Annotated in this window: 16 protein-coding genes; 7 read left to right on the top strand and 9 right to left on the bottom strand. The window is 71.7% G+C overall.

Annotated features, from left to right (window positions below; genetic code table 11):
* The first annotated feature begins 192 nt into the window (after positions 1-192).
* Both ACMXN5_RS06165 and ACMXN5_RS06160 read left to right on the top strand, forming a co-directional pair.
* Positions 193-1,260 carry a fatty acid desaturase family protein gene (locus ACMXN5_RS06165; RefSeq protein WP_439674380.1) on the top strand — a complete coding sequence of 356 codons (1,068 nt, stop codon included), beginning with the start codon at positions 193-195 and terminating at the stop codon, positions 1,258-1,260.
* Positions 1,260-2,807 (top strand): MFS transporter, encoded by a 1,548-nt coding sequence (locus tag ACMXN5_RS06160; protein WP_439674379.1) that lies wholly within the window; start codon positions 1,260-1,262, stop codon positions 2,805-2,807. The genes ACMXN5_RS06165 and ACMXN5_RS06160 overlap by 1 nt, the downstream gene beginning before the upstream one ends.
* Here ACMXN5_RS06160 and ACMXN5_RS06155 read toward each other — a convergent pair.
* Complete coding sequence (locus ACMXN5_RS06155) at positions 2,779-4,332, bottom strand: ABC transporter substrate-binding protein (protein WP_439674378.1); 1,554 nt, start codon at positions 4,330-4,332, stop codon at positions 2,779-2,781. The genes ACMXN5_RS06160 and ACMXN5_RS06155 overlap by 29 nt on opposite strands.
* Positions 4,333-4,581: 249 nt before the next feature.
* Between ACMXN5_RS06155 and ACMXN5_RS06150 the strand changes: the two genes are divergently transcribed.
* The gene (locus tag ACMXN5_RS06150) at positions 4,582-5,721 is read left to right on the top strand and encodes a baeRF3 domain-containing protein (protein WP_439674377.1); all 1,140 of its coding nucleotides are present in this window, start codon (positions 4,582-4,584) and stop codon (positions 5,719-5,721) included.
* Between the two features lie 126 nt (positions 5,722-5,847).
* Here ACMXN5_RS06150 and ACMXN5_RS06145 read toward each other — a convergent pair whose 3' ends face one another.
* The gene (locus ACMXN5_RS06145; protein WP_078978026.1) at positions 5,848-6,489 is read right to left on the bottom strand and encodes a hypothetical protein; all 642 of its coding nucleotides are present in this window, start codon (positions 6,487-6,489) and stop codon (positions 5,848-5,850) included.
* Between the two features lie 118 nt (positions 6,490-6,607).
* On the opposite strand from ACMXN5_RS06145, the gene ACMXN5_RS06140 reads away from it, so the two are divergent.
* A complete protein-coding gene (locus ACMXN5_RS06140) occupies positions 6,608-6,793 on the top strand; it encodes a DUF5703 family protein (RefSeq protein ID WP_078978027.1) in 186 nt (61 codons plus the stop codon).
* Between the two features lie 133 nt (positions 6,794-6,926).
* Here ACMXN5_RS06140 and ACMXN5_RS06135 read toward each other — a convergent pair whose 3' ends face one another.
* From ACMXN5_RS06135 to ACMXN5_RS06125, 3 genes are all read right to left on the bottom strand, one after another.
* Positions 6,927-7,577 (bottom strand): chaplin, encoded by a 651-nt coding sequence (locus ACMXN5_RS06135; protein ID WP_439674376.1) that lies wholly within the window; start codon positions 7,575-7,577, stop codon positions 6,927-6,929.
* Between the two features lie 313 nt (positions 7,578-7,890).
* Positions 7,891-8,121, bottom strand: a complete 231-nt coding sequence (locus ACMXN5_RS06130) for a chaplin (protein WP_395786041.1) — start codon at positions 8,119-8,121, stop codon at positions 7,891-7,893.
* Between the two features lie 222 nt (positions 8,122-8,343).
* Positions 8,344-9,672, bottom strand: a complete 1,329-nt coding sequence (locus ACMXN5_RS06125; RefSeq protein ID WP_395786043.1) for a M20/M25/M40 family metallo-hydrolase — start codon at positions 9,670-9,672, stop codon at positions 8,344-8,346.
* A gap of 293 nt (positions 9,673-9,965) precedes the next feature.
* Between ACMXN5_RS06125 and ACMXN5_RS06120 the strand changes: the two genes are divergently transcribed.
* Both ACMXN5_RS06120 and ACMXN5_RS06115 read left to right on the top strand, forming a co-directional pair.
* Positions 9,966-10,832, top strand: a complete 867-nt coding sequence (locus tag ACMXN5_RS06120; protein ID WP_439674375.1) for a TIGR04222 domain-containing membrane protein — start codon at positions 9,966-9,968, stop codon at positions 10,830-10,832.
* Between the two features lie 342 nt (positions 10,833-11,174).
* Positions 11,175-12,425, top strand: a complete 1,251-nt coding sequence (locus tag ACMXN5_RS06115) for a class I SAM-dependent methyltransferase (RefSeq protein ID WP_439677957.1) — start codon at positions 11,175-11,177, stop codon at positions 12,423-12,425.
* A gap of 345 nt (positions 12,426-12,770) precedes the next feature.
* On the opposite strand, the gene mshC is transcribed toward ACMXN5_RS06115, so the two are convergent.
* The 4 genes from mshC to ACMXN5_RS06095 all read right to left on the bottom strand — a co-directional run bounded on the left by mshC (position 12,771) and on the right by ACMXN5_RS06095 (position 16,347).
* The gene (gene mshC, locus ACMXN5_RS06110; RefSeq protein WP_439674374.1) at positions 12,771-13,997 is read right to left on the bottom strand and encodes a cysteine--1-D-myo-inosityl 2-amino-2-deoxy-alpha-D-glucopyranoside ligase; all 1,227 of its coding nucleotides are present in this window, start codon (positions 13,995-13,997) and stop codon (positions 12,771-12,773) included.
* Between the two features lie 141 nt (positions 13,998-14,138).
* Positions 14,139-14,963, bottom strand: a complete 825-nt coding sequence (locus ACMXN5_RS06105) for an SCO1664 family protein (RefSeq protein ID WP_439674373.1) — start codon at positions 14,961-14,963, stop codon at positions 14,139-14,141.
* The gene (locus ACMXN5_RS06100; RefSeq protein WP_078978035.1) at positions 14,960-15,529 is read right to left on the bottom strand and encodes a DUF3090 domain-containing protein; all 570 of its coding nucleotides are present in this window, start codon (positions 15,527-15,529) and stop codon (positions 14,960-14,962) included. The genes ACMXN5_RS06105 and ACMXN5_RS06100 overlap by 4 nt, the downstream gene beginning before the upstream one ends.
* 92 nt (positions 15,530-15,621) lie before the next feature.
* Entirely contained in the window at positions 15,622-16,347 is a 726-nt protein-coding gene (locus ACMXN5_RS06095) for a histidine phosphatase family protein (RefSeq protein WP_395786053.1), read from the bottom strand.
* Between the two features lie 169 nt (positions 16,348-16,516).
* Between ACMXN5_RS06095 and corA the strand changes: the two genes are divergently transcribed.
* Positions 16,517-17,491: a magnesium/cobalt transporter CorA gene (corA, locus tag ACMXN5_RS06090; protein ID WP_439674372.1), complete on the top strand. Its 975-nt coding sequence runs from the start codon at positions 16,517-16,519 to the stop codon at positions 17,489-17,491.
* Positions 17,492-17,737 lie beyond the last annotated feature (246 nt).

The raw sequence follows: 17,737 nt of genomic DNA, 5'->3' as shown, positions 1-17,737 counted from the left end.
ACCAGCCGCGTCCGCCATACCCGATCACACCCCGGTTGTCCATGGGGTGCGGCCCCCGGATGGGGGAGGTGGAGACGCCCCCGCATCCGGGGGCCGACCGGCTCGTTCCCCGCGCGGGTGATCAATAGCGTCGAGTTACGCCCGGTCGGCGTGCTCGACCGATCATCCGCAACCTGAATTCGGGGACGCCCCATGACCATGACCGCACCGATCCTGGATACCCCGGAGGCCGCCGCCCCGCGCCGGGGCAGCGACTTCGCGCCGCTGCTCGCCGACCTCAAGGCCGCCGGCCTGCTGGAGCGGCGCACCGCCTGGTACGCCCGCTCGATCGGCCTGAACCTGCTGCTCCTGCTCGGCTCCTGGGCCGCGGTCGTCCGGGTCGGCGACTCGTGGTGGCAGCTCGCCCTCGCGATACCCGTCGCGCTGTTCACCACCCGCGCGTCCTTCGTCGGCCACGACGCGGGCCACCAGCAGATCGCCCGCAGCGCCCGCACCCACCGCGTAATCTCCCTGCTGCACGGCAACCTGCTGATGGGGATGAGCTGTGGCTGGTGGAACGCGAAGCACAACAAGCACCACGCCAACCCGAACCACCGCGAGAAGGACCCGGACGTCGCGGTCGGCGTGCTGGTCTGGGACGCCGACCAGACGGGCGGCCGGACCGGCCTGATGGGCTGGCTGACCCGCAACCAGGCGCGGCTGTTCTTCCCGCTGCTGTTGCTCGAAGGGCTCAACCTCAAGGTCAACGGCCTGATGGCGCTCAAGGAGCGCACCCCGCGCGAGCGCCGGGTCGAGGGTTCGGTGCTGGCCCTGCACTACGCCCTGTACATATCGGTCCTGGCCATCTCGATGTCGCCGGTCAAGGCCCTGGTCTTCGTGCTGCTCACCCACGCGCTGCTCGGCCTGCACCTGGGCATGGCGTTCGCGCCCAACCACAAGGGCATGCCGATGCCGGAGCCGGGCGTCAAGTGGGACCACCTGCGCCGCCAGGTGCTGACCTCGCGCAACGTCACCGGCGGCCCGGTCACCGACTGGCTGCTCGGCGGGCTGAACTACCAGATCGAACACCACCTGGTGCCGAACATGCCGCGCGTGAACCTGCGCCGCGCGCAGCCGATCGTGCGCGCGCACTGCGCCCGGCTCGGGGTGCCCTACCTGGAGACGAGCGCGATCACCTCGTACCGGCAGGCGCTCGGCCACATGCACCGGGTGGGCGCACCGCTGCGCAAGGAGCGGGCAAAGGTGTCCGCAAACGATTGATGTGTCGTACATCTATCCCTAGGGTGGGGCCGACCTTCCGCCCTCTCCCATCCGGAGCGTTCGTGACCGGCCCCGCCTCGACCCCGCACGACGCGCGACGACGCTTCCTCGTACCGGTCCTCGGCTCCTGCGGCATCGTCGCCGCGCTGATGCAGACCGTCGTCGTCCCGCTCCTGCCGGACCTGCCCGCGCTGACCGGCAGTTCGGCCTCGACGGTGAGCTGGACCCTGACCGCCACGCTGCTCAGCGGCGCCGTCTGCACCCCGCTGCTCGGCCGGGCGGGCGACATGTTCGGCAAGAAGCGCATGCTGGTCCTGGCCATGGTCGTGCTGTCGATCGGCTCGCTGATGTGCGCGCTCACCTCGGACATCGGCGTGCTGATCGTCGGCCGCACCCTCCAGGGCATGGCCACCGCGGTGGTCCCGCTGGGAATCAGCATCCTGCGCGACGAACTGCCGCCGGCCAAGGTCGGCGGCGGCATCGCGATGATGAGCTCCACGCTCGGCATCGGCGCCGCCGTCGGCCTCCCGCTGGCCGGCCTCGTGGTCGACCACGCCGACTGGCACGTGATGTTCTGGGCCGCCACGGCGCTGGCCCTGGTGGTGCTGACCCTGGTCGTGCTCGTGGTCCGCGAGTCGCCGGTCCGCACCCCCGGACGCTTCGACGTGATCGGCTCGCTCGGCCTGGCCGCGTTCCTGGTCTGCCTGCTGCTCGCGGTCTCCAAGGGCGCCGCCTGGGGCTGGGGCAGCGCCCGCACGGCCGGCCTGATCGGCGCCGCCGCGGTGATCCTGCTCGGCTGGTGCCGGCACCAGTGGCGGGCCCGCACCCCGCTCGTGGACCTGCGGGTGACCACCCGCCCGGCGGTGCTGCTGCCCAACATCGCCGCGCTGTTCATCGGCTTCTCGTTCTACGCCAACAGCCTCTCCACGGCCCAGCTGGTCCAGACACCCGAGGCGAGCGGCTACGGCCTCGGCCTCTCGGTCGCCGCCGGCGGCCTGTGCCTGCTCCCCGGCGGGGTGATGATGGTCGTGCTCTCCCCCGTCTCCACCCGGCTGACCGCCACCCGGGGACCACGCTTCTGCCTCGGCCTCGGCGCCGTCCTGCTCGGCCTGGGCTACGTGGTGCGCATCTTCACCAGCCACGACCTGTGGACCGTCATCGCCGGCGCCACGGTCGTCGCCTCCGGCACCGCCATGTGCTACTCGGCGCTGCCGATGCTGGTCATCCGGGCCGTGCCCGCCGCGCAGACCGCCGCCGCCAACGGGATCAACGCGCTGATGCGCACCATCGGCCAGGCGGTGTGCAGCGCGGTGGTGGCGGCCGTGCTCACCTCGTACACGATCTCCGCCGCCGGCCGCGAACTGCCCGCGCTGCACGCCTACATGGTGATATTCGTGATCGCCGGCACGGTGGCCGGCTGCGCGCTGATCGCGTGCCTGTGCATCCCCGAACCCGGTGGCCCCACGGCCGTGCCGATCCCCGCCCCGGCCGCCCCCGCCGAGTCGCGCCCGCTCGCGGCTAGGCCAGACCCAACCGGTCGAACATGATCAACCCGTCCTCGAACACGGTCAGGTCGACCACCTTGGCGTTCTTCGCCCGGATCGCCGCGGTGAACGCCTGCTCGTAGGCGAAGATCGGCACATCCTCCGCCAGCGCCCGCTGCACCTCGGCATAGGCGGCCCGCCGGACCTCCGGATCGGTGGTGGCCCGGGCCCGCTCCAGCGCCCCGTCCACCGCCGGGTTCCTCCACTGCATGTGGTTGTCCTGCCCCTTGGAGTGCAGGAAGTTGTACAACACCGGCTCCGGGTCCTCGAAGGACAACACGAACTCGCCCGCGTCGAACTGCCGCTGGATCTGCACCTTCTGGAGGTACTGGGTGCCCTCCAGGAACTCGGTTTTCATGCTGATGTTCTTCATCGTGGCGAGCTGGGCCAGCCAGTATTCGGCGGTCACATGCGAGCCGGGGCTGTTGTACGTGCTGTAGGTGAAGCTCAGCGGCTTGCCCTCGGCGGCGAGCGCGTCGAGCAGGCGCTGCGCCTCGACCCGGTTGTTCGCGGGCAGTGGCGCGTCGGAGGCGACGAAGTCCGAACCCGGGCGCAGGAACGTGCTCAGCGGTTTGCCGGCGTCGTCGGTGACCACCTTCGTCCGCGCGGCCGGATCCATGATCAACGCGAACGCGCGCCGCGCCCGGGGATCGTCGAAGGGCGGTCGGGCCGTGTTGAACAGCGTCATGAAACCGCCGCTCTTGCCCTCGGTGACCACCGGCAGCCCGGCCTTGCGCGCGTCGCCCATCAACTTGGCCTGCGCCGTGGTCAACACCTGGGCCTGATCGGCACCCAGCATGGCCAGCCGCTGCGACTGGTCGACCACCGGCTTGAGGATCAGCTCCTTGAGCGGCGGCCGGGAGCCCACCTGCCAGTACTTCGGGTTGCGCTTGAACACCATCTGCTGGTCGCGCACCCAGCTCTCCAGCCGGTACGGCCCGGCCCCCACCGGCTTGGCGCCGAACCCCTTCGGATCGGCCTTGATCGCCGTCGGCGAGCCGATGAACGCCAGGTTGTGCGCGATCACCTTGTCGAAGTGCGCGTTCGGGGCCGGCAGCGTGACCCGGACGGTCCGGCTGTCGGCCACGGATATGCCGACCCCGGCGACCACCCGCGCCTGGAGCGACTTGTTCGCCGGATCCGCGTGCCGCTCCCAGTTGAACTTCACCGCCTCCGCGTCCAGCGGGGTGCCGTCGGAGAACCTCAGGTCCGGCCGCAGCCGCAACGTCCAGACCCGCCCGCCCTCCGCCGCCGCCGCGCTCTCCGCCAACTGCGGCTGGGCCCGGCCGGTCTTCGGATCGATCCACAACAGCACGTCGAAGACCGCCGCGGCCTGGGTGCCGCCGGTGATCTGGGACAGGCTCGCCACGATCGGGTCGAGACTGCGCGCCTCCTGCGTGACCAGCACGGTCATCGCCTCGCGGGACGAACCGCCGGCGGCGGAGTCGTCGCCGCACGCGGCGGTGGTCAGGGTCGAACCGAGCAGCGCGGCCACGAGGGCCGGCCGCCGGGAGAGCACGGATCGCACGTGGTCGCTCCTCGCACGGGCCCACCCCGGTCCGGGCGGACCACGGTCTCCGGGCGGGCCGGATCCCCATGGACGGTGAGGGCTCAACCTAAAGTCACTCCTGACTCACGGTCAACAAGTGTTTCCGGATCGGTGACCGCCCCGGGGCTGCGAGCCGGTCGGGTGATTCGCGCGATTTTCCTGCCGAAGCGGGCATAGGACGGTGTGTTTGCCGATGCCGCGAGGCCTGAACGCACGCCAGGAGACCGCATGACCACCGCCGCCCTGACGCCGGACCTGCTCGCCGAGCTGCGCCGTCCCCGCGCGTACCCGCTGGTGTCCCTGACGCTGCCCACGCACCGGCACCGCCCGGAGAACCAGCAGGACCACATCCGGCTGCGGAACGTGCTCACCGAGGCGGAGAAGCGGCTGGCGGCGGACCCGGAGGTGACCCGGGAGGTGCGGATCAAGACGGCGGAACGGCTCCGGGCCGCGGCGGCCGAACTGGATCCGGAGAGCTTCCTCGACGGTCTGGTGCTCTACGCGTCGGCGGACGAGCACTACGCCTTCAGGATCGAGGCGCCGGTGAGCGAGCGGATCGTCTTCGCGACCACCTACCTCACCCGCAACCTGGTCTCCGCGGCGGAGCGGCTCACCCCGTACTGGGCGCTGGTGCTCAGCGAGCAGGAGGCACGGTTGTGGCGCGGCCGGGGCGAGCACGTGTACGAGGCGCGCGTCGACGGGTTCCCGGTCACCACACCCGCGCCCGAGCCCGACGGCCAACTCCGGCGCGAGGGCGGCGGCATGGGGGTGAGCGAGGAATTCCGCCGACTGCTGAACGAGGCCGACGAACACCTGGCCCACGCGCTCGTCGGGCCCAACCGCGACGGCAAGGTCGTTCTGGTCGGCCTGCGCCCGCAGGTCAAGGCGTTCCGCGAGGGCAGCCGCAACGCCGGGCACCTGGCCGAGCGCGATCTGGAGGTCGGCGGCCTGGTCGAGGCCACGCCCGCGCAGCTCGCCGAGATCCTGGCCCCGGCGCGGGCCGCGCTGGCCGAGGAGGCGACCGCCGCCGCACTGCGGGCGCTCGACGACGCGCGCAGCGCCAAGCGGTACGCGGGCGGCATCCAGGAGGTGTGGACGCCGGTCCGGGCCGGGCGCGGCGCGCTGCTCGTGGTCGAGGAGGGCCTGCGGGTCACCGGCCGCCTGGTCATCGTCGAGGCGACCGGGGAGATCGCGCTCCAAGTGCTCACCGGCCCGCACGCGGAGGACGCGGTACTGGCCGGTCGGGCCGAGGACGACATCGTCGACACCGTGGTCGAGGCGGCCCTCGAAGGCGACGGCAAGGTGGTCTTCGTCCCCGACGGCACGCTCGCGGATGCGGGCGGCATCGCCCTGGCGATGCGCTACTGAGCCGACACCACGCACATCCGGGTGCGGGGGCGGCCTCCGGAAAGGCCGCCGCCGCACCCGGATGACCCGTGACCGGACCCGCGAGGGTCGATCGGCGGTCGATCGGTGCGCCGGTCGGTGCCTCGGTCAGTGCAGATCGCGTTCCAGGGCTTCCAGGTCGTCCTCGTACGCGGTGCTCGTCTCGAACCGGTAGATGATGCTGCGCGGATCCGCGTCCTCGAAGGGGGCGTCGAGCCACTCGCCCGGTTCGGTCGGCTCGATCGCGGACACCCACAGGGTCGAGTCGCCCGGTTCCAGGCCCAGTTCGTCGGCGCGCTGGGCGATCTCGTCCGGATCGTAGACGTCGAAGAGCACCGCGACCGCGCTGGACGCGCTGTCGGCGCCGGTATCGCGCGGCGAGACGGCCGGTTCGTTCTCGCCGGCCTCCGCGTCCGCCCGGCGGGCGTGGTCGACGAGGGTGATCAGATCCTTGATCACGTAGTCGCGACGGATCAGCACGGTCACCGCCTCGGGGTTGGTCGGCCCCTCGTACTCGGCTTCCTCGCCGCTGCTCGGCACCTCGAACGGGGTGACCTCGTCATAGGCGTCGTACAACAACTCGTCGTAGGCCTCTGCGGCGGCCGCGAGCGCGTCGTACGCGGCGAAGACGGCCGGGTCGCTCTCGCCCTGGCGGGCTTCGACGGCGGCCAGATGGTCGTCGATCGCCGATTTGAGAACGTCCGCGGCGGCACGGACCTGCTCTGGCGTGGGCTGCGCAACACCGGTCATGGGGTGACGTTATCCGCAAGAGCCCCACGCGCGCACAATGGTTCACTGATGGCGGAGTCGTTGGCCTACCAAAAGGCCGGTCACCGCGCCGGCGGCGCGGGCGCCGGGGAATGGAAACATGGCGGACTACGAGTTTCGGCAACTGGACATTCCGCGCGGCACGTCCCGCGGGGACGCGTGTCGGATCCTGACCGAGCAGGCGGAATACGGGTATTGGGAGCTGGACCGGCTGCTCCTGCGCGGCGACGGCAGCCGCCGGGTGGTGCTCCGGCGCCGAATCATCCGACAGGTGCGCACCATGTGACGATGCGCACCATGTGAGCGAGGCGAAACGCGGACTGCCCGCCCCTGGCCTCCCAGGGGCGAGCGGTCCATCCGGGCGTGCGTCGGGGTGCGTCGTGCGCCCGGTCGATGTGGGTCGGTCCCGTGGGTCGGGATCAGTCCCGGGCGGGCCGCGCGCGACGGTACAGAACGAAGCCGCCGAGCAGCAGCGCGGCGCCGATCGGGGCCACGGTCAGCGCGTCGGAACCGGTCTCGGCGAGAGCCCCGCCGCCGTGCGAGGAACCGCCGGTCGAGCCGCCGGTGCTGCCGGCCGACGAGCCGCCCGTCGACCCGCCGGTGGTCCCACCCGTGGTGCCACCGGTCGTACCGCCGGTGTTGCCGCCCGTGGACCCGCCGGTGTTGTGGCCGGTCGAGCCGCCGGTGGTGGGCGGCTTGCTGGTCGGCGGCTTGGTGGTGGGGGGCTTGGTGGTCGGGGGCTTGGTGCTCGGCGGGCACGTGGTCGGCGGCTTGCTGGTCGGCGGGTGGGTTGTCGGAGGCTTCGTGTGCGGCGGCTTGTCGGCCGACACGTTGGCGCAGTGGTTGCCGAAGGCCGGGTTCAGCGCACCGATGACGTTCACGGTGTTGCCGCAGATGTTCACCGGGACGTGGATCGGCACCTGGATGTTGTTGCCCGACGCCACGCCGGGCGAGCCGACGGCCGCTCCGTCGGCCCCGCTGCCGGCGTTGGCCACGCCGACAGCCGCGGACGCGAGTGCGCCCGCGGTTGCGACGACGACCAACAGCCCCTTCTTGGCGAGCTGGTGCATGTAGGTACCCCTGTGTCTCTCTCGCGAGGGGCGGGGGACGTTGACCCCGCACGGTCGTCCAACGAGAGTCGACACCGGAGGTCACCGGGGTGACGGCGATTCGCTCGTATGGCTGAGTTTCGGCCTTCCTTGCAACCGTGTTCCGATTGTTTTCGCCCGCACTTCGGCCCGGACGGGCGCTCGGCTGAACGAAGACGACCGTCGATGCGCCGACGCCGCCGGGCTCGGATGAAAGCGGGCGGCGCAGCGGGACGGCCCCGAGACCTTGGCGGTCCCGGGGCCGTCCACACGCCATCGAGGGCGTGGGCCTGGATCAGGCGTTGATGCAGGTGTTGCCGAACGTGGGGTTCAGGACACCGATGATGTCGATGCTGTTGCCGCACAGGTTGATCGGCACGTGGATCGGCACCTGGATGTTGTTGCCCGACAGCACACCGGGGGAGCCGACGGCCGCGCCGTCCGCCTCGGCGTTGGCCATGGCACCGCTGGCACCGGCGAGCACGAGACCACTGCCGGCCGCGACGATGAACGCGGCCTTGCCCATCTTCTTCATGATTCTTCCGTCCTCCTTGTAGACACCACGACGCGCATGCGCGCCGCACAAGAAGAAACGACCGGATCGGGCGCAGGCTACGTGCTCCACGAGGTATTCACTCGTTCGGGCCCGATGCCCGGGAAACCCCGGGCCGGCGGTGCCGACGGGCGCGCGACACGGCCTCGGGATCCCCTCCCGGGCCCGGCCGCGCGCCCCCCGCTCGGCGATGTCTCACGCGTTGTCGAGCAGGTGATCCAGCACCCGGACACCGAACTTCAGCCCGTCCACGGGGACCCGCTCGTCCACGCCGTGGAACATGCCCGCGAAGTCGAGGTCGGCCGGCAGCTTGAGCGGCGCGAACCCGAAGCAGCGGATGCCCAGATCGGCGAAGGACTTCGCGTCGGTGCCGCCCGACAGGCAGTACGGCACGGCGCGCGCGGCCGGGTCGTGCGCGCGCAGCGCGGCCGACATGGCCTCGACCAGGGCGCCGTCGAAGCCGGTCTCCAGGGCCTGGTCGGTGTGGATCGTCTCGCGGCGCACGCGCGGGCCCAGGACCGCGTCCAACTCGGCGTGGAACTCGTCCTCGAAGCCCGGCAGGAAGCGGCCGTCCAGGTGGGCGGTGGCCTGCCCGGGGATCACGTTGACCTTGTACCCGGCGTTCAGCATGGTCGGCTGCGCGGTGTTGCGGATGGTCGCGCCGATGATGCTCGCGATCGGGCCGAGCCGCTCGATGGTGGACTCTATGTCGTCCGGGTCGAGTTCGATGCCCAGCGCGTCGGAGACCTCGTCCAGGAACGCGCGCACCGTCTTGGTGACCCGGACCGGGAACTTGTGCCGTCCCACCCGGGCGACCGCCTCGGCCAGTTCGGTGATCGCGTTGTCCTTGGCGATCATCGAGCCGTGGCCGGCGGTGCCGTCCACGATCAGCCGCATCCAGTCCATGCCCTTTTGGGCGGTCTCGACCAGGTAGAGCCGCAGGTCCTCGTTGACCGTGAAGGAAAAGCCGCCGACCTCGCCGATCGCCTCGGTGACGCCCTCGAACAGGTCGGCGTGGTTGTTCACCAGGTGCCGGGCGCCGTACAGCCCGCCGGCCTCCTCGTCGGCCACGAAGGCGAGTACGACGTCGCGCGCGGGCGGCCGGCCGGACCGTACCCGGTCGCGCAGCACCGCGAGCACCATCGCGTCCATGTCCTTCATGTCGACCGCGCCGCGACCCCACACACAGCCGTCGGCGATCTCGCCCGAGAAGGGGTCGTGGGTCCAGTCGGCGGCGTTCGCCGGGACCACGTCGGTGTGGCCGTGGATCAGCAGGCCCGGCCGGGACCGGTCGGTGCCCTCGATCCGGACCACCGTGCTGGCCCGGCCGCGCTCGGATTCGTAGATCTTCGGCTCCAGGCCGACCTCGGCCAGCTTTTCGGCGACGTATTCCGCGGCGGCCCGTTCACCCGGCCCCGATCCGTCGCCGTAGTTGCTCGTGTCGATGCGAATCAGGTCGCGACACAGGTCGACGACCTCGTCTTCCGCGCGGGTGGTGGGCTGGGGACGGACAGCCTCCGTCATGACGGCTCCTCGGGGAAGGCGGAACGGCACGTGCGTACGGGTGTACCACCATCCTGCACCCGCGAGCGGATCCGACCGAGCCCGGGCACCGTTCTGACGATCAGTCAGTCGAGCGAGGTCGGTCGCGGGGTCGGTACGGGGCCGCCGGGCGAGCGTGTGGCGACCGCGCGGCGACGGTGCCCGCAACGTAGGGAGATGCCTCTGACCGGGAGGATCGGGCCACTGCTACCTTCCGGATCAGGGTGAACAAGCCGCACACACCCACGAGTCGGACCATCGGGAGGAGACGTCACATGAACGGCACGGCGTGGGGTCTGACGGGTCCCGAATTTCTCCGCCTCTACGGCGGGATCGCCCTCGGCCTCGTGGTCCTGGCGATCGTGTTGCGGATCGTGCTCGCCTGGGCGGTCCGCGGCCAGGCGCGAAGCGGGTCGCTGGGCCCGTACGACGCGGCCTACCTGGCGGGCGGCCCGATGCGGGTCGCCGACACCGCCCTGGCGTCGCTGATCACCGAGGGCTACGTACACGTCCAGCGGGTCGGCCGGGTCACCGCCGCGACCGGATCGCGTCCGCCGGAGCCGGTGGCCGCGGCGATGCTGGACGTCGTCCGCACCACGCGCGGCACCCGACTCGCCCTGCTGCGAGGCTGGTCGCGCACTCCCATGCGGGAGCAGATCGAGCGCAGTCTGGTCGAACGCGGACTGCTGCACTCGCCGCTCGCGCGTCGGATCGCCAAGACGCCGTCCCGGCTGCTGTTCGTGCTCGGACTGGTGGGCATCGCCCGCTTCGTCAACGGCCTGGCGCACAGCCGGCCGATCGGCTTCCTGGTCCCGATGATCGTGCTCACCTTCGTCTTCGCGGGGTTGACCGCCGCGGGCTTTCGGACCACCGCGGCGGGCCGCCGGGAGCTGCGCGAGCTGACCTCACGGTTGCGGGCCGACCGCCGTTCCGGCGCCCTGGTCGGCGCGGGCGCGCTGTCCGGGCTGTTCGTGGTGGCCTGCCTCGGCATGGCCGCACACCCGGACCCGGACGCCCGGCTCGCGCTGGTCGCGTACGGCGGCTCCGGCAGCAGCGGTGGCGGCGGGGGCGACGGCGGCAGCAGTTGCAGTGGCGGGAGCAGTTGCGGCGGCGGCTGTGGCGGTGGCGGCTGCGGGGGCTGAGCTCGCGCCCGCTCGACGATCGAAGAAAAACCGGCTCCGCATCCTCGACTCCGGGATGCGGAGCCGACGCATGTCGGGCCGCCGCCGCGCGCCGCGCACAACGCTCCGCCGCGGCCGTCCGGGACGGGTTCTCCCGGCCCACGGCTGTCGCCGCCCGTTCCGGGAAGAGTGGGACTCGAATGGGAGTTCTACGAGTCGCCGTTCCTCCCGAGGCGGGCAACCGTCGATCGGGTCGGCCCGAACCGGAGGGCGGCGCGGACGGTCACGTCGCACCAACGGGGTGCGCGGCCGCGCGGCGTACCCGTGGTGCGGGCACGGGACTGGAGGGAGTCTGCGTTGAGTGTGATCGAGGTTGCCCCGACCCGGGTCGATCCGGTGCGCTGGCCCGATGTGGCGGAGGTGCCGCGTCGACCGCTGCGCGCCGCCGCGGCCCGCTTGCTGTTCGAACGAGCGGTGGCTCGGCTGCCGTTGCGGGTGTGGATCGACGGCGCGCTGCGCGGCGACGGGGACGCGAAGGCGCCGGTGATGCGGATCGTGCGGCCGGACGCGTTCTTTCGTCGGGTGGGCACGGGTGGGCTGATCGGCTTCGGCGAGGCGTATCAGGCGGGCGACTGGGAGGCGGACGACCTGACCGCGGTGCTCACCGTGTTCGCCTCCCGGGTAAGCACGCTGATTCCCCCGGCGCTCCAGCGACTTCGCCCCCTGGCGATACCGCGCCTGCCGCGTGCGCAGCGCAACACCGTGGCCGGGGCCAAGCGCAACATCCACCGGCACTACGACCTGTCGAACGAGTTGTTCGCGACCTTCCTGGACGAGACGATGGCCTACTCGTCGGCCGTCTTCGAACAGGGCCCGGACGGCGGACCGCGCGCCGACGAGGACGCGTTGCCCGAGGCCCAGCGGCGCAAGATCGACCGGCTGCTCGACCTGGCGGACGTCGGCCCCGGTACCCGGCTGCTGGAAATCGGTACCGGATGGGGCGAGTTGGCACTGCGCGCGGCCGAACGCGGGGCGGACGTACACACCATCACCATCTCGGCCGAACAGCGCGACCTGGCGGCGGCGCGGATCGCGAACGCGGGCCTGGCCGATCGGGTCCGGGTCGAGTTGCGCGACTACCGCCACGTGAGCGGCAGTTACGACGCGATCGTCAGTGTGGAGATGATCGAGGCGGTGGGGGAGGAGTACTGGCCCACCTACTTCGCGGTGCTCGACCGACTGCTCGCGCCCGGCGGCCGGGTCGCGTTGCAGTCGATCACCATGCCGCACGACCGGATGCTGGCCAGCCGCGACACGTACACGTGGATCCACAAGTACATCTTCCCGGGCGGTCTGATCCCCTCCGACGACGCGGTGCGCAAGGCCGCCGCCGCGACCCGGCTGCGGGTCGCGGACAGCAGGTCGTACGGGCTGCACTACGCCGAGACGTTGCGGCTGTGGCGGGAGCGGTTCGACCGGCGCGCCGACGCGGTCGAGGCGTTGGGCTTCGACCACGTGTTCCGGCGCATGTGGGACCTGTACCTGTCCTGGTCGGAGGCGGGCTTCCGGTCCGGCTACCTGGACGTGCGGCAGTACCTGCTGATGGAGGCGTGAGCGCGAGAGCGGCGGGATCCGAGGGAGTTCCGCCTCGGGGAGCCCGGTTCGGGGGCAATGTCGGGGAATCGGGTCGGCGACTCCCTCGAAGTTTCCGCCGAAGATGAGGGCTTCCCCTGAAGTGCCGAGGGATTCCCGCGTGATCTGCTTATGACGCGGGCGAGGGGTCCGCTCCGATCGGCCGTCGCGGGGGTGTGGCCGGGCGGAGCGGGTACCGACCCCGGGCCGGCGCCGGGCAGGTGCCGGTGATCCATGAAGGCCCCGAACGGCGAGTGCCGTTCGGGGCCTTCGGGGTTGTTCGGGCCGGCGCGGCCGTCGTGGCCGGCCGCCGTCGTCGGGTCGCGGTTACAGGGCCACGCCGAGGATCGCGTCCAGGGCCCGTGAGGCCACGCCCGGGGCGGACATGTCCTCGCCGCCGTCGGCGAGTTGCCGCGCCGCCCAGGCGTCCATCGCGGCCAGCGCGCCCGGGGCGTCCAGGTCGTCGGCCATCCGTTCGCGGATCGCGGCGAGCAGTTCGGTGGTGTCCGGCCCGTCGGGACGGCCCACCGCCGCGCGCCACGCGGCCAGCCGTGCCTCGGCCTCGGCGAGGACCGTGTCGGTCCACTCCCAGTCGCTGCGGTAGTGATGGGCCAGCAGGGCCAGACGGATCGCCATCGGGTCCACGCCCTCGCGGCGCAGCTTGGAGACGAACACCAGGTTGCCGCGCGACTTGGACATCTTCTCGCCGTCCAGCGCGACCATGCCCGCGTGCACGTACGCCTTCGCGTACGGCACCTCGCCGGTGACCACGTGCGCGTGCGAGGCACCCATCTCGTGATGCGGGAAGACCAGGTCGCTGCCGCCGCCCTGGACGTCGAAGCCCATGCCCAGGTACTTCAGCGCGATCGCCACACACTCGATGTGCCAACCGGGGCGCCCCGCGCCGAAGGACGCGTCCCAGGACGGTTCGCCCGGCCGCGCCGCACGCCAGAGCAGCGGGTCGAGCGGGTCCTTCTTGCCGATCCGCTCGGGGTCGCCGCCGCGCTCGCCGAAGATCTCCAGCATCCGGGCGGCGGTGTATCCGGACACGCCGCCGAAGCGCTCGTCCGACACGATCGAGAAGTAGATGTCGCCGTCGACCGAGTAGGCCGCCTCCTTGGCGAGCAGGTCCTCGATCAGCGGCACGATCAGCGGGATCGCCTCGACCACGCCGATGTAGTTCGCCGGCGGCAGCACCCGCAGCGACGCCATGTCCTCGCGGAACAGCGCGGTCTCGCGCTCCGCCAATTCGACCCAGTCGACGCCGTCGCGCACGGCCCGCTCCAGGAGGGGGTCGTCCACGTCGGTGACGTTCTGCACGTAGTCCACGGTGTGGCCCGCATCCCGCCAGACGCGCTGGAGCAGGTCGAAGGCGACATACGTGGCCGCGTGGCCCATGTGGGTCGCGTCGTACGGCGTGATGCCGCACACGTACAACCGCGCGACCGGTCCCGGGGTGACCGTCACCAGCTCGTGCACGGAACTGTCGTGCACGCGCAGGGACGCACCCTGACCAGGGAGAACGGGGAGCTCGGGTGCAGGCCAGGCATACATACGTATGAGCCTAACGTCCGCGGGGGGTGAAGATCTTCCAGGGTTGGCAGACGAATTTCCGCGTCTTTACCCGCGCCCGGGGCGCGTCGGCCGGCGCCGTCGGCCGGGAACGCCCGGTCGACTCGTGAATTTCATGTCACGTCAGATCGGCGGCCACGGAATCACGTGCCGGCGGCCGTCCGGCTTCGGCAGCCGGCCCTCGGCGAGCAGAACTCTCACCCGTTCGCGGGTGGCCTCGACCTCGTCCGGCGTAATCAGCTCGCCCAGACGCACACCCAGAGCGCCGTCCAGTTCCTCGGCGAGCGAGGTCAGCGCGGCGCGCGCGGAGGCCGGCAGCGGCTCGCCCGCCCAACCCCACAGGAGGGTGCGGAGTTTGTCCTCGACGTGGAAGCAGATGCCGTGATCGATTCCGTACACGTGGCCGGCCGGGCCGGGCAGGAGGTGGCCGCCCTTGCGGTCGGCGTTGTTGATCACCGCGTCGAACACGGCGATGCGCTGCAGTACGTCACCGGCGGCGTGCACGAGCAGGGCGGGCTGCTCCTTGCCCTGTTCGTCGGGGACGACCACGTGTGCGATCGGCTTCCAGGCCGGTCCGGGGTCGACCGCCGGCAGGATCGCGACCGGCTCGGGCTCATCGTCCGCCCGCTTGTGGTCGATCCACAACTGGCACATGCCCGCCCCGTACGGGCCCTCCCGGAACACCGTGGTCGGCACGATGTCCCAGCCCAGCGCCTCGGACACCTCGTACGCCGCGACCTCGCGCCCCGCGAGCGTGCCGTCGGGGAAGTCCCACAGCGGACGCTCGCCCGCGACCGGCTTCCACACACACGGCAGCGACACGCCGTCGAGCGTCGCGACGCAGTACAGCGTGGCGTTCGAGGCGTCCTCCAGGCGCGCCTGCACCGTCAGCTCACCCCGACGCAACAGCTCCGGGACGGCGGCGGCGTCGAGGACCGTGTCGGTCAACGCCGGTACCCGTTGGCGCGCGGGCAGATGTGGCCCTCGGCGTCCATCGGCAGCCCGCAGAAGGGACACGCCGGCCGCCCGGCCGCGACCACGAGCAGCGCGCGCTTCGCGAACGCCCGGGCCTGACCGCCGGTGAGCCGCACCCGGAGCAGCGGCGGGCCGTCCTCGTCGTCGTCATCGCCGAGCAGGGTGTCCTCGGGGGAGTCGTCGTCGGGGACCTGGGCCTGCGCCTCGACCACGAGTCGTTCGTCGTCGGCGTCCCACGCGAGGGCCATCGTGCCGACCCGGAACTCCTCCAGGATCGGCGGCAACAGCGGTCCGGAGTCCTCCAGTTCGGCGGGCGTCACGGCCGGCACGGCGGTCTCGCCCCCGGTGCGGCGCACCAACTCGTCGAGGAGTTCGTCGACACGTTCGGCCAGGACGGACACCTGCGTCTTCTCCAGCGCGACGCTCGTCACGCGGCCGGCGGCGGAGGCCTGGAGGAAGAAGGTTCGCTGGCCGGGTTCACCCACGGTGCCGGCGACGAAACGGTCCGGGGGGTCGTACAGGAAGACCTGGCGGGGCACGATCTGCTCCGTGTTTCTGTCGAGAGCTGGACGGGTGGTCGATCGGGTCGGTCGGCCAGGGCGCGCGGGGGGAGCGCGCCCTCCGAAGAACCCTACGGCGCGCCGGCTCCGCCGCCCACCACCGCGTCGCCGGACGCCGGCCCGTGCCGTCCGTCGGGCGGCGGCAGCAGGCCGGCCACCGAGCCGCCGGTGTCGTTGAGGCGGCCGACGGTCGGCCGGTGGGTACCGTACGTGATCACCGTGAGCGAGCACGGATCCACCTGGATCCGCTGGAACAGGTCCAGGTGCATCCCGAGCGCGTCCGCGACCAGCGCCTTGATCACGTCGCCGTGCGAGCAGACCAGGTACATCGCGTCGGGTCCGTGCTCGGCGGCGATGCGCTCGTTCCAGTCGCGGACCGCGTCCACCGCGCGGGCCTGGGTGGTCCGCAGCGCCTCGCCGCCCGGGCCGGGGAAGGTGACCGCGCTCGGGTGCGTCTGCACGGTCTGCCACAGCGGGTCCTCGGCGAGCTTCTTCAGCTCCTGCCCGGTCCAGTCGCCGTAGCGGCACTCGCCGACCCGCTCGTCGACCTGCGCGCCCGCGTCGAGCGCGAACTTGGTCCCGAGCCGGGCCGTCAGCACCGCCTCCGAGGTCTGCCGGCAGCGCTCCAGCGGGCTGGTCACCACCGCCGCGAGCGGCACCTCGGCGATCCGCGCCGCCAGCGCGGCGGCCTGTTCCTCGCCCCGGTCGTCCAGGAACACCCCCGGCGTCCAACCGGCGAGGACTCCGGAGGAGTTGGCCGTGGTCCGTCCGTGCCGAACAAAGAGCACCGTCGTCATGGGGCCAAGCCTATGTCGGGGTGGTGCGAGCGCCGTGCGCGAGGCGTGCGTGAGGGGCGGGTGGGGTGTGAGTGGGGCGCGGCCGGAGTGTGGGTGGGGCGTGGGCGGGGGCGGTGCGGTGGCGGGTCGAGCCGCGTCGGTCGGGCGCGCGAGCCGGCAAACTGGCCGGGTGATCGTCGACTGCGCCATCTACACGAACGGCCGCCGGACCGAAGGGCCCACCGACTTCTCCGACGCGCTGGACGAGGCTCGGCGGGTCGGTGACTCGTTCCTGTGGATCGGGCTGCACGAGCCGACGCCGAGCGAGTTCGACCTGGTCACGAGCGAGTTCGGGCTGCACCCGCTGGCGGTCGAGGACGCGCTGCACGCGCACCAGCGGCCCAAGCTGGAGACCTACGACGACTCGATCTTCCTGGTCCTGAAGACGCTCCACTACTACGACGAGACGTCGTCGGTGGAGACCGGCGAGCTGATGATGTTCATCGGCGACTCGTTCGTGGTGACCGTTCGGCACGGTCCCGGCGCGGAGCTGAAGTCGGTGCGCCGCCGGGTGGAAAAGCAGCCCAAGCTGCTCAAGCACGGCCCCGGCGCGGTGATGTACGCGGTCGCCGACGCGGTCGTGGACACCTATCTCGCCATCGCCGGCGAGCTGGAGACCGACCTGGAGGAACTGGAGGCGCGGGTCTTCTCGCCCAGCCGGGAGAACGACGCCGAGGCGATCTACCTGCTCAAGCGCGAGGTCCTGGAGTGCCGGCGCGCCGCGCTGCCGCTGATCGAGCCGATACGGCGGCTGGCCACGTCCGAGATCGCCTTCGTCCCGGCCGACACCCGGCCGTTCTTCCGGGACGTGGCCGACCACGTGACCAGGGTCACCGAACAGATCGAGTCGTTCGACCGGTTGTTGTCCGACGTCCTGGGCGCGCACCTCGCGCAGGTGGGCGTGCGGCAGAACGAGGACATGCGCAAGATCTCCGCGTGGGCGGCGATCTTCGCGGTGCCGACGATGATCGCGGGCGTGTACGGGATGAACTTCGAGCACATGCCGGAGCTGAAGTCGGTGTGGGGGTATCCGGGTGCGGTGGCGCTGATGGTGCTGTCGTGCGTGGGGTTGCATCGCATGTTCCGGCGGAGCGGGTGGTTGTAGGGGGCCGCGTCGGCTCCGTGTGCGGTCGCCGCCGGGCCGGTTTCGGTTGCCGGCGCGTCCGGGGCTCCCGGCCCCGCCGGCGTGTCCTTTGTCGGGTGTGGTCGTTGAACTCGGTACCGGCCGTGGCGGGGACGCACTGGACTCCCCCGCCGCGGCCTGATTTCGTTCCGTGAGCGATCAAGCGGTGGACGCCGGCACCGCCCGCGCCGGACTCTCGTAGGCTTCTGCTTGTACAGACGCGGCGGA

The organism is Embleya australiensis, from assembly GCF_051903075.1.
Classification (GTDB): Bacteria; Actinomycetota; Actinomycetes; order Streptomycetales; family Streptomycetaceae; genus Embleya.
This window is presented reverse-complemented; position numbering and strand designations above follow the sequence as displayed.

Bases quoted from the DNA above. Each gene is read 5' to 3' on its own strand.
- ACMXN5_RS06165 (WP_439674380.1), top strand. From the start codon at position 193: ATGACCATGACCGCACCGATCCTGGATACCCCGGAGGCCGCCGCCCCG.
- ACMXN5_RS06160 (WP_439674379.1), top strand. From the start codon at position 1,260: ATGTGTCGTACATCTATCCCTAGGGTGGGGCCGACCTTCCGCCCTCTC.
- ACMXN5_RS06150 (WP_439674377.1), top strand. From the start codon at position 4,582: ATGACCACCGCCGCCCTGACGCCGGACCTGCTCGCCGAGCTGCGCCGT.
- ACMXN5_RS06145 (WP_078978026.1), bottom strand. From the start codon at position 6,489: ATGACCGGTGTTGCGCAGCCCACGCCAGAGCAGGTCCGTGCCGCCGCG.
- ACMXN5_RS06140 (WP_078978027.1), top strand. From the start codon at position 6,608: ATGGCGGACTACGAGTTTCGGCAACTGGACATTCCGCGCGGCACGTCC.
- ACMXN5_RS06135 (WP_439674376.1), bottom strand. From the start codon at position 7,577: ATGCACCAGCTCGCCAAGAAGGGGCTGTTGGTCGTCGTCGCAACCGCG.
- ACMXN5_RS06130 (WP_395786041.1), bottom strand. From the start codon at position 8,121: ATGGGCAAGGCCGCGTTCATCGTCGCGGCCGGCAGTGGTCTCGTGCTC.
- ACMXN5_RS06125 (WP_395786043.1), bottom strand. From the start codon at position 9,672: ATGACGGAGGCTGTCCGTCCCCAGCCCACCACCCGCGCGGAAGACGAG.
- ACMXN5_RS06120 (WP_439674375.1), top strand. From the start codon at position 9,966: ATGAACGGCACGGCGTGGGGTCTGACGGGTCCCGAATTTCTCCGCCTC.
- mshC (WP_439674374.1), bottom strand. From the start codon at position 13,997: ATGTATGCCTGGCCTGCACCCGAGCTCCCCGTTCTCCCTGGTCAGGGT.
- ACMXN5_RS06095 (WP_395786053.1), bottom strand. From the start codon at position 16,347: ATGACGACGGTGCTCTTTGTTCGGCACGGACGGACCACGGCCAACTCC.